The following is a 14,798-nucleotide window of genomic DNA, read 5'->3' as shown; positions in this document are numbered from 1 at the left end:
TTACGGCAGGCGGTAGAAATGGCGCACCCGCTGGTTCCGGAAGTGCCCCGGATGGGTCAGCGCCGCCAGATCGGCCACCAATTCGTCGCTCCGGTCCAGCCATTGATTGTACCACGGCTGCAGGCACCAGACCCGGCCCGCGCGGACCGCCGGTACCGTTTGCAGGACCGGGGCGTTCCGCAACCAGGCCGCCAAGGTCGGAGTGGCCGAGGGGAAAGTGGCGCTGACCAGCAGATCGGCCTGTCCGGCCAGATAGTAGAATTCTTCCAGGCTGACGCCGATGTTTCCCCCGCCGGTTCCGGCTGTTTTGGGCCCCAGATACTCCCCGCCCGCCATCCCGATCATCCGGGCGACATAGGAATCGGCGGCGGGCAGGTAGGCTTTGCCGTCGTAGAGCAGGCCCCAGAGGACCTTGACGCGCGGTCCCGACCGGACCCGGGCGGCCGTGGCTTCCGCCCGCGCCGCGGCGGCGTCAAAATAGGCCGCGGCCGCCCGCTCTTTATCATAAAAAACCGCCAGGAATTTCAACCATTCCATCCGGCCCAGCACGTCCGCTTCCAAATAGTCGTTGTCCACCGCATAGGGGATCCCCATCGTCTTCAGGTTTTTCATCAACCGCTCCTGCCCGTAGGGGCCGCCATAGACGAACACCACCTCCGGCCGTAGCGCCCGCAGCCGCTCGTAATCGGGGTTGTAACTGTCCCCGAGATAGGCGATGGTTCCGGCCTTCAATCCTTCTTTGACCGGGTCCAGATACCATTCCTCGGACGGACTGGTCACGCCGGCGAGGCTTCGCCAGAGCGCCGGGTCCTGAAAAGGCCGCAACAAACAGACCTGGGTCGGCGAGGCGAAAACCGCCCGCCGCAACGGAACGGGGATGACCGGGTAGCGGCGGAGCGCGGCCGGCACCTGCCGGCCCCGCGGCGCCAGGATCAACGTCCGGCCCGCGCCGTCCCGGACTCGCTTGAATCCGTCGGCCAGATAAGTCACTGCGAAGCCGTGGCTATAGCGCAATGGCAACCGCTCCGGCCCGTCCGCTCCGGCCGGGCCGGCACAAAGCGCGGCCCCCAGCAGGAGCAGGCCGGAAAAGATCCGCACCATTAATTTACGAAGGCACTCTCGTCTCATCCGCAATCCCATCCCCTGTTTTCCATCCTCAGCTCAAAAAGAATACTTCGCAGTCAGCAATCCGGCCCGGCCCGGCATGGGGTAACCGCTGTACACGGCGTACTCCTGGTCGGTCAGATTGGCAATGCCCAGGCTCATGGCGAATGAAGGGGTAAAGCGGTATCGGAAATTCAGATCGCCCACGTTGTAACCGGACAGCTCCGAACCGGACCACGTCCGGTTGCGAACGAACTTCCAGTTCAAATTCAGGTTAGCCTTGGGATCCCCTAGGGTCAAGCCCAAATCCACCTGGTTTTTGCCAAAAAAGTTGCCGGCTTGATAATTCCCGGTGCCATAGGCGTCATCTTCCCGGTCCAGCCAATGGTAATTGACCCAGCCGGTGAGCAGTTGCCAGGTCCCCTTCCAGCCGATCGTAACCCCATTGACCTTGGAACGGGCAACATTGTCGACCAACCAATTTCCCAAGGGGTTCGACAGATCCACGGGCGTCCATTGGATCCCGTCCCGGAGGCGGTTCCGAAAGAGATTGACCGTCCAGGTCGAGACGCCTTGCCGGTATTCGGCGCTGATGTCGAAGCGCCGGCCCCGCTCCGGCCGGAGATCGGGATTGCTGTACATGCCGACCTGATCCCAATACAGATCGTTGATGGTCGGGACCCGGTAGGCCTCCCCATAACCATATTTCAGCGTCAGCGCGTCGCCGACCTGTTGGACGAGGCTCACCCGGGGCGAGAGCTCGGAGCCGAATTGCGAGCTGTGGTCCTGGCGCAGTCCGCCGATGAGGCTCAGGCCCGGGATCGGCCTGTAAGTGTCCTGGGCGAAAAACGCCCAGTCGTCCTGGGTATGAGCGCCGGCCTTGTCGCTCTCGAACTTGGTTTGTTTCACGGTCAGGCCGCCCAGAATCTCATGCTCCCCAAGGGTGTAAGTCCCGGCGATGTCGCTGCCCAGGACTTTCGAACGGTAACGGCCGTGGTCCTCCAGTTGATAATAGGGCGCCCCGGCGTAGGCGGGCTGATCATAGTCCTCGTCCCAAAACTGATGATAAAGTTTATATTCCCAAGTGCCCGCGAGGAATTGGCTTTTGCCGTTCAAGTTGACTGTATAACTGTCGTCCGACTGTTCCCCCTGAAATACCGGATAGGCGACTGAGCCCGGGACCTCAATCTGCTTGCTAGTGGCCTGGAGGTATAACTTAAGGTAGTTGTCCTCTTCCTCAAAGAAATTGTATTGGCCCGTGAAATAGTTGGCAGCCAGATCCGAGCGGGCGCGCGAACCGTCGGTGATATTGCGGCCGATGGCAAAACCCCAGCGTTCCTGGATGGTGGTCACGTTGAAGCGGCCGGTATCGAAGGTGCCGCCCGCCAGCGACACCTGATTTTGCGGCTCTCCGGTCAGATCGGTGATGATATTGACCACGCCGCCTAGGGCATTTGCGCCGTATAACGCCGAGAGCGGCCCGTGGGTCACCTCGATCCGCTCGACGCTGGCGGCCGGGAACGCGCTCAGGTCAACCATACCCAGGGTCCCGGTATTGGCCGGAACCCCGTTGACCATCACCAGGGTCTGCTGGGAATCGGCGCCGTCCAGCCGGATGCTGGCCGTGCCGGTGCCGCTGTATTGGGCGATGGGCTGACCGTTGGCGGACAGCGCCTGGGCCACGCTCCCCTGCTCCGTACCGGATGCCTCGATATCCTGCCTGGTGATGACTTCGGTGGTCCCCGGCGCCTGTGCCTGCGGCTGCTGTACCCGGCTGGCGGTAACCACCACTTCTGCTTCCTCGTATGTATCGGTCTCCGTCGCCGCGCTGGCCACGGGATAACCGCAAAGCGCAATGGCGAGGGTCAATGGGATCCAACTCCAGAACGAACGTTTCAATGAAAGTCCCCCTTTGCTTTTTGGGTTGCCGGCTCCCTATGCCGGCCAGATGGCAGGAGAGGCGCCGCCGCTAGCCGGGCCGCCATGGCGCGAGGACAGTAAAAAAGGCCTTTAACCCGATGAATGGGGTCAAAGGCCGGAATAACCATGCCATGAGACATCATCCCCCTATCGACCGTAGGTCAGATTCCAATCTTTTCAAGGCAGGTCTCCTGACTTCAGGATCATGACGCGTTGACCCCTTCCCGGAATTACCCAGTGGGTCTATATGGGATGAAATAAATTTCTTCATTATTCCATCATGGCCAGCTTAGGAACATGATGCTTTAGAAATTCAATTCAACTGATATAGCTGTCAACGAATTCCCCTGTTACAGTGGCGGGACCGTACCGGAATCGCACCGGTTTCCCTATCAAGCCGTTAGGCACCTTGAAGATATACGATTTTTATGAAGAAGGTGCGAGAGTCTTTGAAATATTATAGAGTTTCATTGGCATTTACGCAACTTCAAATATTTGCGAAACCGGTTCGAATTGGTTTAAAAAAGCGGACAGGATGGTTTGCCTTCACGCGGAGAGCGTTTGCCGAATGCTCCGGGCGCGCCGGCGTTTCATTTTTCGATGTGGATCGTGTTGTCGCGTTGCACCGATTGCAGCAGTTTCGCGCCCATCGCCGCGTTTTCCTGTTGCTGTTGGTAAGTTTTCAACGAAGGCAGGCTGGACGGTCCGAAGGTGTAGTTGAACAGTACCGACTCCACCACCGGATTCACGGCATACCCGAGCTTGACGCTGAAATGCGGGGTGAGCCGCAAGCCGGTCCGGAATTGCAGCGTGGCTACATCGGCGGAACGTTCGTGAAAATAAACCTGTTTGCTGGCATACAGCGTCAGCCAAGGCATTTCCGGCAAGGGGCCGCCGATCTTCAGATCGTAGCCGGCCGCCACGTTCCCCTGGCCGGACGAATCGCCGGGCAGGCGCCGCAGGCCGCCATTCAGGACAAAATAACCGTTGAGCCGGGTCTCCAGTTGTCCGGCGAAAAATTCCAACCCGACTCCGGCCCGGGAGCGATCGGTATCGTAAGAATAATCGTAAAAGCCGTTGACCCCGAGGAGCCGGCTCTGGCCGTCCAACAGCTTGCGATAACCCGCCCCCACATTGAGCGTGGGCGTGGTGCCGGTGGAGTCGGCGCTGACCCGGCTCTGCCAGAAGAGCAGATCGGTGGGCTGGTTGGTCCAAAGCGGCTGGATGGTATTAAGCGAGTATAATGGTTTTAAGGTACCGTCCAGGGACAGCCGCAGCTCGGTCCGGGTCAGCCACTCCGGTCCGTTGCTTTTGGCTTCGCCGAAGGCCCACGGAAAAATGGTATTGAAGAACCGGGCCGCGCTGGGAGTCGCGGGAACGGTGGTGAAATCGGCGAACCGGTTGACGGGCTTCGCCGGCTGGCTCTGAACGGCGATAATATGCTCCTGTTTCAGCTTGGCGCGGACGATCTGCGCCAACTCGGCGGAGTCCGGGGCCGTTTCCCCGGCTTGGTCCGGCTCTGCCACTCCAAGTTCGGCTTCTGCGTCTTGGGAATACTGCAGTTTGGCGATTCTATCCAGCGCCGAATAGTAACCGGCCGATCCGGCCAGCGCCAGGCCTGGCTCGGGATACTCCAGGAATGATGAGAGAATCGCGGTTTCGATATCCGTGGCATCGGCATCCGCGAACGCTGACGCGCCCGCCGGGACGTTCACCGTCAAAAGGAGCGCTCCCGCGAGCATGGCCCCAAGTATCCTCGGCAACAAACCAATCCCTCCCCGGCAGCAATGATTTACGGATGAATTCTACTTCGAAGCGGGATTTCCTTTCGAGAATTTCTGCTTTGAGCTGCGAACCCTTGCGATATGATCATCGGCATCTTCGCGCAGGACTTTACGGGTCCAAGCGGTCCTCCGCCGGCGAAACCCCGGTGCCGATGATAGATTCCTAATGCTCACTATAAAAAAAACCTACAAACCTTAGTCTGAAGGGATAATCCCTTGCTTTAATCGAAGCATTCGACGGACTTTCATACTTTAGATCGGCAAAACCGCCGTAAAACGCGCTCCCTCCCCAAGTTTGCTCGTGACTTTGATGGTGCCGCCATGTTGCTCCACGATCCATTTGGCAATCGGCAGGCCCAACCCGCTTCCGCCAAGCGCCCGGGAACGGGCTTTATCGGTCCGGTAAAACCGCTCGAAAATCAATTCTTGGTCCTCCGGCGCAATTCCGATGCCGTTGTCTTGGACGACAATCTCCACCCCGGAACCTTCCCGTCCTCCCAAGCGCCGGATCATCAGTAGCAGCTGCCCGTTATTGGGGGTATACTTGACAGCATTGTCAACCAGGATTAAAAGCAATTGGGCAATCCGCTCCCGGTCGGCGTAAACCGTAACGGACTCCGGAAAAATAAGTTGCACCTCAATACTCTTGTCCCGCGCCAGCGGGGTAATCGTTCGAATCACCTGCTCGGCGATTGATCCCAAATCAAACTGCTCTTTCATCAAATTCAGCACTGCGGCGTCAGAGCGGGCCAGCGTCAAAAGATCGGTGACGATTTTCGTCATTTGTCGAATCTCATCTTTCATATCGGCCAGCACTTGCCCGGAAAACTCCGTCATCCGGTTCGCGGGATCGCCTTGAATCGTTTCCACCGAGGCCAGCAAAATACTTAACGGAGTCCGTAATTCATGGGAGGCGTCGGCTAAAAATTCCCGTTGTTTCTCATAGGAACGTTTGATCGGGGCGATCGAACGCCGGGCCATAATAAAGCCGAGCAACGCGGTGAGAGCCAAAAAAAACAGCGTGATCAAGACCAAATAGGACAGCAATTTTTGAATATTCCGGTATAATCCGGCGATATTTTTGCCCACATAAATTTTCCCATAAACCTTGCCCCCTTCACGAATGGTAAAGGCGGTCAGCATCACTTTGATTTTGGGCCGGATCCGTTTCAGAATCAACACGGTCGGTTTGCCTTCTGGAATAGCGCCAGCCCGGCTTTTTTGTTTAATTATCTCCAGCAATCCAGCCGGAGCATTGGCATACCGGATTAACCTCCCGCGATGATTATACACATAAAAAAACATCATCTCGTTCTCGCCGGTCTCAACACGATTGAACCCCGGCTGCAAATAAGACTCATTTTTGAGGAGATCCAGGTTTTCCTCCGCTTCTTCCTGGGCATAACCCAAGACGTTTTTTTGCTCCTCGGTATAGATGCCCCAAACGATTCCGGCAAAAGTAATTCCAATAAAGACTAGCAGAAACCCGCCCATTAAGGCCGAGTTGAAGAGGGTCAATTTTCGGAGTACCTTCTTAAACATCCCGGACCTCCAGTTTATATCCGATACCCCGGACATTCGAGATCAACGGTTGAGAAAACGGCAAATCCAGCTTTTTACGGAGCAACCGGACATAAGCGTCCAAGTTGTTTGAGGTTACTTCGGTATCCCAACCCCAAATCCGGTCGATGATTACTTCGCGCGGCACCACCCGGCCGCTATTTTGCAGCAGCAGGTCCAGGATCTGAAATTCCCTGCTGGTCAGCTGAATTTCTTGATCACCCCGTTGCACCTTATGGGTGGTCCGGTTTAAAATCAAGCCTTCCGTTTTGACGATCTCTTCCTGCAAAGGGGCCAGTCCCCTCCTGGACAAAGCGCGCAACCGGGCCTTCAATTCGGCGAACTCGAACGGCTTCACCAAATAATCGTCCGCGCCGGCATCCAGGCCCAAAACCCGGTCATCCACCGCATCGCGGGCGGTTAACATCAGGATCGCGCCTTGATAGCCCTTCTTGCGCAAGCGGTCGCAAACCTGCAGCCCGGTCGCGCCAGGCATCATCCAGTCCAAAACGATCACATCAAAAGCGGTCTGATAAGCCAGATCAAAAACCTCATCGCCTTGCTGCACCCACTCGACTTGATGATTCTCGTTTTCCAGCAGATGCTTGATGAGATTTCCCAGACGCTGATCGTCTTCGGCCAACAAGATTCGCATTGGATTCACCTTTCTGCCTTGATAGATAGGATGAAATAAATTTCTTCCCAAGATTTTGCTTCCCAATGCAGATGACTTTTAAAACGTTTGCATCGTGAAGCCGAATGCCAGTGAAATCAAAGCGGAATCTGGTTCAACCTATATAGCCCGAACGCGGTAAAAAAGATACTCGGCGTTCTGCCCCACCTTTTCCAATGAGGCGACCCCGCTGGTTTCCGCCTTGAAACGCGGCCACCCGGAACGCTTTACAATGATCATTTTGAGTTTTCCCGGACCGGCGAGAAACTCCGGTACCGTGGCGACCGGCATTGTATATTTCGCATACCAGCTAAAGGTATGCTGCCGGAAATGATGAATATCAGCGCCCGTTTCCAGCATGGTGAGCCGGTGCCCGCCGTAATAAACCGCGGCTGTGCTATAGAATTGAAAAGCGCCGATCTGATAATGGGCATACGAGGCCAACATCCGGGCCAACTCTTTTCCGGAGCGGTCGCTGCCAAAGGGCGGCACCACCAGTGCCGCAAATAACAGATAACCGGCGATTACCCCTGCGGCGAGCGGCAGGAACCGCTTTGATCCGGTGAACCGTCCGCACCCAAACATGATCGCTGATAAGCAGATGACGTTCAGAATTACATAAACCGCCAGCAATACACCGTTTAAATAGCGTCCCCCTACGAATACCAGCGTAGCATACCATAATAAGAGCCCGCCGCCCATGAGCCAGCCAAAGCGAAAGTCTTTCTGCTCCCAGCGGTTCTCCAGATAGCAGGCGGTCAATACGATAACCGGAAATAGTATGGGGAAAGTATAGGTCGGATATTTAGTGGCCATCAAAGAGTAAAAAACCACAAAAACCCCGGCCCAGATCAGTAAAAACGACGATAAATCGTCCCATTTCCGGCATTGGCGCCATCCTTCCCCGAGTCCGGCGAAACAAACGCCCGTCCACGGCAACGTGCTCGCCACAAACAACAAAGGATAATAGTAAATCACGTTATCGCGCGGATGCTCGGAGACGGTGGCCCGTAAAAAATTATGAATCCCGAAAAAAGTATCCAGAAAGGCCTGGCCGTGCCGGGCATACATCAGCCCATACCACGGCAGCGCCACCGCCGAGAATAGCAGCAGCCCAACGCCCAGCCGCATCTTCCGCAGCGCGGACCACCTTTTCCGCCAAGCTAAAAATATCAATATCACCAGCCCCGGCAGAAGCACGCCGACCGGACCCTTCGTTAAGACTGCCAGCCCCAGGCAAGGATAACTTAACAAATACCAGCGCCGGGCAGCGCCCCGATGATTGATATAGCCCAGGTAAAAGCAGGCCAATGCCGCCGCGTTCAGGGTAAAAAGCAGGCTGTCCGTGATAATCAGTTTGGCAATGATCAAGTACTGCAAGGAGGTTGCCAGCAGTACCGCAGCCAGCAATCCAGTCCGCTCATTGCGTACCTTGGCGACAAACCAATAAATCAAGGCGACGCCGCCCGCTCCGGCGAGCGCCGGCACCAGCCGGACCGCCAGTTCCGCATATCCGAATGCCTTCATGGCCAGGGCCAGCAGCCAGTAAATCATCACCGGCTTATCATACCAGAATTTACCGTAGATCCGGGGTGAGATCCAATCGGCGCTCGTTACCATTTCCTTCGCAGTCAAAGCGTAGTTGGACTCTACCGAATCCGTGACCGGAAAGGCCTGGGCCCAGAAGAGAAACAACAGCAGACTCAGTCCGAATACCAGCAATGGTTTATTGATCTTCATCAAAACTCCTCGAAATGTCATGCCCGCAAGGAAGGGACTTGCTGGGGCAGGCTTTTTTGGCGCCAGTAATATTCCCACATCTCGGCCAGGATCTTCTTGATCACGGCATTGCTGGCTAATGTCGAGACTCCGGCGATCCGCGGCTGATAATTGAGGCCGACTTCCCGTATGACATACCCTTTTCGATAAGTCTCGATCAAGAGTTCCGCATCGATAAACGAACCTTCGGACTGCAGGACCATTTGCTGGAAAATTTCCCGTTTAAACAGTTTAAACGAAAAATTGACATCCCGGACCTTCAGGCCGAAGAGCAGCCGGATCACCCGGTTATAGACTTTCGAGATGAACTTGCGCCGGAATGATTCATCGCGGGTCTTCCGGTAACCGATCAACATATCCGCCGTGCCGATTTGGGGAATGGCCGCGCAGACCTCAGCGAAATCCAAGGGCAAATCGGAATCCATATATAAGATGTATTGCTTGGCGGCATTGGCGAAGCCGGTTTTCAACGCGCCGCCCAGTTTGCGGTTGACCGGATGGTGCAAGACCTTGAGGACCGGATATGCCTCGGCCAGCTTGTCTGCCAAGGCACCGCAGCCGTCGGTGCTCGCGTCGTCCACCACCACGATCTCATAATCGATTCCCAACTGCTCGCCGACCTGCATTGCGCCTTTGACGCAGGCTTCGATATTGTCCATCTCATTATACATCGGAAAAACAAAGGATAGGCTAAATTGAGGTTCCATCTTTTCCATTTCCCCTTTCGGAGCTTACTCAAACAAAATTTTTTGGCCGAAATTTTTGGACTATAACTCCCGGTAATTGATCAGGGTAACGTTCATCTTCCGCAACCAGCCGGCGATCGCCGGGGAACACAGCGCCTCCAATTCGGCCTGCCACTGGTAACCCCAGTGGTACGCCGTATCGAGGGTGGCATTGTCGAGACCGGGGTGCACCATCAACTCCGTGGTTCCCTCGGGCAGTGCCGTCAAAATCGCCTGCAGGTTCTGATCATTCATCCTTCCTCCGGACAACATTCCGAAAAAATGATCGGGATGGCGCAGCCGCAGGCGACGATAATGGCGCCCGGCCTCAACCGAGCAAGCGGTCAACAGGGTCCGGCCCAACAGCCTGCCCCATGACCAACTCCCGGCCCGCACAAAGCCGGCCGGCTCCGCCGGAATCCGGATTCGCTCGATTCCGAATTCGGAGGCTAATTTGCCGATGATCCGGGGGAAGCCGGGCAACACATGCAAGTGCTGGTGACTATCGAGATGGGTGATGGGAATGCCGCTGCCCATCACTTTTTGCAACTGGCAGCGCAGTTCGGTTTCCACCTGTTCCGGTTCGATTCGTCCCATGAGGTATTGGCGGCTAAAGGCCAGATAATCCGGCCAAAAGCTGCCGTCTTCGGTCACTAAGGAGCGCACGTTGCCGCGGGCCACCGGACGCAGACCGACCAGAGTCAGGTGTACCCCGACCCCCAAGCCCGGACACTGGCGGGCCAAGTTCACCGCCTGGTCAAAAGCCGCTCCTCCGGCAACCAAGGTGGCGCTGGTTACGCAACCTTCGCGATGCGCCCGGAAAATCGCCCGGTTGATACTTTCGTGGAGTCCAAAATCATCGGCATTGACGATCAGCCGTTTCACCGGTCTCACCTCCTTCAATTTGTCAAATTCCCAACCGGCCGGATCCTTGTCCGTGCGTCCGATGTCTTTCAGTATAAAACTCGATTCTGAAAAACAACTGAAAATAGCTGCCGGGCTTCAAACACCGCTCGCCGGTCATTCTCCGCAATGGCATGCCGCTATGCCGGATCTGGTGACGGTGAATTCAAATCAGGGGAAATTTGGCGATGGAATCCATCATGGCTAAACCGTCCTCCATCCTCGCGATACATGTGGACTGTGGTTAATTAATTAGATGTAATAATGTTTTTAAAATAAATTCCTGCTTTGGAGCAGGAGTTATTTCAAAAAATGTAATGGATTACGGCCAATCCAGTATTTTGGAGGATCAAAGTCATCTCCGGCGGATAGTCTGAAAATATCTGTCAAAAAACATTTGGCGGTGATCCGGTAGGCGGGCCGATTGGCCGCGCCTACCTCCCCGTATCCACAAATATCAAAATGAATCTGAGCTACCGCTGATTGACGATGCCGAACTCCCGCCAGGTTTCGGTCGGCAACTCGATCTTCACTTGCTTGCGGGCCTCGGAGTAAAGATCCAGCATCTCATCGAGGCGCCTCTGGCACTCGTTCGTCTTCTCCATCATCCGCGCCTTGAAGGCCAATTGTTCGGTATGGGCGTCGCGGGCGTTGCCATGAGCGGTGGTCAGCTTGGTGATGAAAGCGGCGTCGATCCCCCGGCGCGCCAGTTGTTCGGCATGCGCCGCCAGTCCGGCCAGCATCTCTTCGGTCCGGCCCAGCTTGGACAGGATGGTTTGTTCTTTTGTCACAATTCATTCCCCCTAGTAAATGATAAGATTAGACTCGGCTGCCTAGGCTTCATCCGATGACCCTATTATATCAGGTTCGTATCATTAAATCAATAGATTATTTGTTTATATGTAACAGGTCTTTTAAAATAAACTCCTGCATGGAGGCAGGAAAGTTTTTTGAAAAAATATAATGGATTCGGTCAATCCGTCTCAAGTTTCAATCCCTCGTAGGTAGTCTAAAAACTAAATCAGTTGACACTATGACACTATAGTGGTATAATGTTTCAATCCCTCGTAGGTAGTCTAAAAACGTTCTAAACTTTCTTTTCCTACGGCTTGAGCTTTTTTGTTTCAATCCCTCGTAGGTAGTCTAAAAACCCTTCCAAAATGGGCTTTTTTAAGTCCGAAACTCAAATGTTCGGACTCTTTTCCACACAACTTTCTAATGAACTCGCTGCTCGATTGAAATTTGGGGCTGTTGTCGACCCCCCGGTATTTTTACATCATTCCGGGTCAACTACAAAATATTGCTCTGTCCTCCTTTCTCAAGGCCGATCACTTCTCTGGAGGAATATTTGCTGGTTCTTAAATTATAGATGATCACCGAATCTTCTTCTAAATTGATTATTTTCTTTAGTTCCGTGACATATTTCTTATACTTGGCCTCCGAGATCTCGCCTTCAAAGACCGAATTCTGAACCCAGTACAAATATTGGCGAGATTTTTTAAGCACTTTGGCGACTCGTTTTTCAGCAATATCATAAACCACGATTACAAACAGCTGAATTCACCTCCGTACCGACTTTTACCATTGCGATACAAAGGGCTTGTATGATTCTTCCCCCATCAAATGTTTTTCCACCTTATATAACTCCATCCGGATTAGCCGGCGATAAGAGACCGGATGGCCCACCGCGCGATGGCTGATGGTGGTGCTGAGCCGTTTGTCCAGTTCTTCCACAAATACTTTTCGGCCTTTCTCCTTTAAAACGATCCCACCAGTCTCGGCCTCGAAATCCTTCTTGGTCAACATCTGTCTATCGATTAGCGTGAAGATCAGCCGATCGATGATAATCGGCTTAAAGATCTCCGCAACGTCGAGATTCAAAGAAAAACGCCGAAAGTTTGTGGCGTGCAAATAACCAATGCGCGGATCAAGATGAGTTTTATAGATCTCCGACAGAACGATGGTATATAGAATCGAGTTTCCAAAACTGATCAAAGTATTCAGATTATTCTGAGGGGGCCGCCGGGTTCGTTTATCGAATGGGAAATCGGGATGATCCAGGATCTTATCGAAGCATCGATAATACGTCTCACGATGATTTCCTTCATATGCCATCAATTCTGATAAGTCAGTGATGGATTCAATTTGAGTTTCATTATCCGTGAATTCCGACAGCGTATCCCCCAAGGCAATGCCCCGACGCTCGTAATAGCGCAGTACCTGCTCAATATTGCGCAAAGCGCCCGCTACAAATTTCTTGGCCAGTGTCAGCCGCTTGGCTTCTTCCATGTAGTGTTCCGCCTGCTTCAAAATGACAAAACCTGAATTATAATGTTCGCGCGGGTAAAAGGTTCCCATATAATAGTCGTGGTAATTGAAATAATGCAACAAGATCTCATGTTGCGTCAGGAACTCCAGCAGGCTTTTATTGAAGTCTACCGCGCCGAAGACCATAATCTCCTGAATATCCTCAACCGGCAGAAACCGCTTGCCTTCCTCGGTGATATAGCAGAGGGTATTCCCCTCCCGTTGCAATGTTCCGTTGGAAAAGATATAGAGTGTCTTTTGCATGAAACGTCTCCTCTTTTTTATATGCAAGGACATGATTGTGAAAAAACGGTGAAGCGTTCGTTATTTTCGCAAATCATATACCCTAAGGATTCATGTCGTTGCATACAGAAGCCATGGGATAAAGTCTTTAGGTCGGCGTTGCCGTCAATGCCCTCACCCTTGGGGCCTTTTCGAAGTTGCCTGCCCTCCCCCATCACGCCCGGAAAACCGGGCTATGGGGGAGGGACCAAAGATGCCCAAAGGCGTTGATGGTAGAGCTTTTGCGATCGCCTCCGGAGTTTACCTCAATGCTTTTTAGGTCCAACAAAATTCGTTATACGCGCAACGTTTGCACCACTGAATCTTTTCCGGCCGGGGCGGCTGCTCCAGATAGGCAATCCGCAGGATCTCCCGTTCCGCCCGGTCCAGTTCTTGTTCCAACTGTTCGTCCAGGATTACCGCTTCTTTCTGTTTTTCCTCCGGAAATCGTAATTCGCCCCGGGCGATCACACCGTGCGTCTTCAGACTCTTTATGTAAAAAGCCAGTTGCATCCGGGCGCTCTCTTTAAAACGGGAGCTTTTTTTCACCTCGGCGATCACCAACTCGCCGCCTTCCCGTTTCAGAATGTCCACCTTGAGGCCGCCAAGGTCGACCTCCTTCTTCTCCCGGGCATAACGCTGATCCTGAATCACCCGTCCGATCTCCAGGTTGGAATTATCCTGGTCGGGCGTGATCTGCCGGGCCATCAGCCAAACCTCACGGTGGCAGATATAGTAATACCAGATCAGGGTGGCGGTGACGTTTATTTCACTCCCGGCCACGACATATCACCCCCGTTAACCTGTCTCGTCATAACAACCGTTCTACCGCGCGGATGAATTCCCGGATATCCGGCAAGTTCTGCGTCAGCACCCGGTATACGATATCCGGGTCGATTTTGGCGTAATCATGAACCAGCACATTGCGAAACTGGGCCATTTTTTGGAGCCTCGGCACTAATTCTTGGGAAAAAACGCCGTTTTCCGCCAGCACCGCGAATACATCCTTATTGTCGACCGGCTCGCGCCAACCGTTGTCCGCGATGATGTGGCTCCCGATGTCCAAGCAGCATTCGATCGCCAGATGCAACGTGCGCTCAATATAGCGGCGAGTCTTTTTGTCGTTTCGATATAAATCCAACGATACAGTCTGGGAATCCTGAAGATCGGCTAAATAATCCGCTAATTGCGCCAGTTTGTTCTTTAGCAAGTTGCTATCAACCATTCTCGCTCCCTCCGATGCTTCGTTCAATCAACCTCCGGTTTCTAAGTTCCAAAACGGGCGCTAGATCAAAATACTCCCGCCGCGACCGGATATCAAAAGCGACTCGATACGCATGATCCTTCTCCACAATCAGCCGCCCGGTTTTCCGAACTTGATGTTGCAGATACAACGGAGCGGCCGCCATATCCACCACATCAACCTCTCTTTCCGCCAGGCGCGCCAGTTCTCCGCCGATAAGCAACCGCAAATCGAACCGCTCATATTTGGACAGATCCGGCGTGAATAAAATAGCGATGTCCATATCGCTATTCTTACCGGCCTTTCCGGTCGCCATGGAACCAAAAAGCCAAGCGGCGCTCACGTTGGGGTAATGATGAAGATATTCGGTGACGCGGGATAAGGGATCAGACATGCTCATCAATCCTTTAGTCAAATCGTTAATTAGGGTTCGCTGAACAGGGGAAAACGCCCTCAAAAAGCCGATTCAGCGAACCCCCCAAGTTCCATGAGCAAGCCCAAAACGGACCTTGAAAAAA

Annotated in this window: 15 protein-coding genes and 1 riboswitch; of the genes, 1 reads left to right on the top strand and 14 read right to left on the bottom strand. The window is 53.9% G+C overall.

From position 1 onward, the window contains the following. From EDC14_RS11605 to EDC14_RS11570, 8 genes are all read right to left on the bottom strand, one after another. On the bottom strand, positions 1 to 1,128 hold the full coding sequence (locus EDC14_RS11605; protein WP_165907971.1) for an ABC transporter substrate-binding protein: 1,128 nt from the start codon (positions 1,126 to 1,128) through the stop codon (positions 1 to 3). A gap of 33 nt (positions 1,129 to 1,161) precedes the next feature. After that, a complete protein-coding gene (locus EDC14_RS26790; RefSeq protein ID WP_165907970.1) occupies positions 1,162 to 3,003 on the bottom strand; it encodes a TonB-dependent receptor plug domain-containing protein in 1,842 nt (613 codons plus the stop codon). Positions 3,004 to 3,188: 185 nt separating this feature from the next. Continuing rightward, positions 3,189 to 3,451, bottom strand: a riboswitch (cobalamin riboswitch). Positions 3,452 to 3,614: 163 nt separating this feature from the next. Continuing rightward, a complete protein-coding gene (locus EDC14_RS11595; protein ID WP_132014464.1) occupies positions 3,615 to 4,787 on the bottom strand; it encodes an inverse autotransporter beta domain-containing protein in 1,173 nt (390 codons plus the stop codon). 273 nt (positions 4,788 to 5,060) lie between these two features. Next, positions 5,061 to 6,350 carry a sensor histidine kinase gene (locus EDC14_RS11590; RefSeq protein ID WP_165907969.1) on the bottom strand — a complete coding sequence of 430 codons (1,290 nt, stop codon included), beginning with the start codon at positions 6,348 to 6,350 and terminating at the stop codon, positions 5,061 to 5,063. Next, positions 6,343 to 7,023: a response regulator transcription factor gene (locus tag EDC14_RS11585; RefSeq protein WP_132014462.1), complete on the bottom strand. Its 681-nt coding sequence runs from the start codon at positions 7,021 to 7,023 to the stop codon at positions 6,343 to 6,345. Before EDC14_RS11585 ends, EDC14_RS11590 begins: the two co-directional genes overlap by 8 nt. Before the next feature lie 138 nt (positions 7,024 to 7,161). Beyond that, complete coding sequence (locus EDC14_RS11580) at positions 7,162 to 8,781, bottom strand: ArnT family glycosyltransferase (RefSeq protein ID WP_165907968.1); 1,620 nt, start codon at positions 8,779 to 8,781, stop codon at positions 7,162 to 7,164. Positions 8,782 to 8,798: 17 nt separating this feature from the next. Next, on the bottom strand, positions 8,799 to 9,527 hold the full coding sequence (locus EDC14_RS11575; protein ID WP_165907967.1) for a glycosyltransferase family 2 protein: 729 nt from the start codon (positions 9,525 to 9,527) through the stop codon (positions 8,799 to 8,801). Positions 9,528 to 9,587: 60 nt separating this feature from the next. Beyond that, positions 9,588 to 10,430, bottom strand: coding sequence for a ChbG/HpnK family deacetylase (locus tag EDC14_RS11570; protein ID WP_132014459.1), 843 nt, complete (start codon positions 10,428 to 10,430; stop codon positions 9,588 to 9,590). Between the two features lie 52 nt (positions 10,431 to 10,482). Here EDC14_RS11570 and EDC14_RS26785 point away from each other — a divergent pair, with 52 nt between their 5' ends. Continuing rightward, positions 10,483 to 10,656, top strand: a complete 174-nt coding sequence (locus EDC14_RS26785) for a hypothetical protein (RefSeq protein ID WP_165907966.1) — start codon at positions 10,483 to 10,485, stop codon at positions 10,654 to 10,656. A 265-nt stretch (positions 10,657 to 10,921) separates the two neighbouring features. On the opposite strand, the gene EDC14_RS11565 is transcribed toward EDC14_RS26785, so the two are convergent. The 6 genes from EDC14_RS11565 to mntA form a co-directional block, all read right to left on the bottom strand. Beyond that, complete coding sequence (locus tag EDC14_RS11565; protein ID WP_132014458.1) at positions 10,922 to 11,239, bottom strand: hypothetical protein; 318 nt, start codon at positions 11,237 to 11,239, stop codon at positions 10,922 to 10,924. A gap of 499 nt (positions 11,240 to 11,738) precedes the next feature. Further along, the gene (gene cas2 / locus EDC14_RS11560; RefSeq protein WP_132014457.1) at positions 11,739 to 12,002 is read right to left on the bottom strand and encodes a CRISPR-associated endonuclease Cas2; all 264 of its coding nucleotides are present in this window, start codon (positions 12,000 to 12,002) and stop codon (positions 11,739 to 11,741) included. 24 nt (positions 12,003 to 12,026) lie between these two features. Next, on the bottom strand, positions 12,027 to 13,019 hold the full coding sequence (cas1b, locus tag EDC14_RS11555) for a type I-B CRISPR-associated endonuclease Cas1b (protein WP_132014456.1): 993 nt from the start codon (positions 13,017 to 13,019) through the stop codon (positions 12,027 to 12,029). A gap of 294 nt (positions 13,020 to 13,313) precedes the next feature. Continuing rightward, on the bottom strand, positions 13,314 to 13,820 hold the full coding sequence (cas4, locus tag EDC14_RS11550) for a CRISPR-associated protein Cas4 (RefSeq protein WP_132014455.1): 507 nt from the start codon (positions 13,818 to 13,820) through the stop codon (positions 13,314 to 13,316). A gap of 28 nt (positions 13,821 to 13,848) precedes the next feature. Next, positions 13,849 to 14,262, bottom strand: a complete 414-nt coding sequence (hepT, locus tag EDC14_RS11545) for a type VII toxin-antitoxin system HepT family RNase toxin (RefSeq protein WP_132014454.1) — start codon at positions 14,260 to 14,262, stop codon at positions 13,849 to 13,851. Next, entirely contained in the window at positions 14,255 to 14,674 is a 420-nt protein-coding gene (gene mntA, locus EDC14_RS11540) for a type VII toxin-antitoxin system MntA family adenylyltransferase antitoxin (RefSeq protein ID WP_165907965.1), read from the bottom strand. The genes hepT and mntA overlap by 8 nt, the downstream gene beginning before the upstream one ends. Between the last annotated feature and the right edge of the window lie 124 nt (positions 14,675 to 14,798).

The organism is Hydrogenispora ethanolica (genome assembly GCF_004340685.1).
Classification (GTDB): domain Bacteria; phylum Bacillota; class UBA4882; order UBA8346; family UBA8346; genus Hydrogenispora; species Hydrogenispora ethanolica.
The sequence above is the reverse complement of the archived record's forward strand: the minus strand, read 5'-3'. Positions and strand labels throughout refer to the sequence as shown.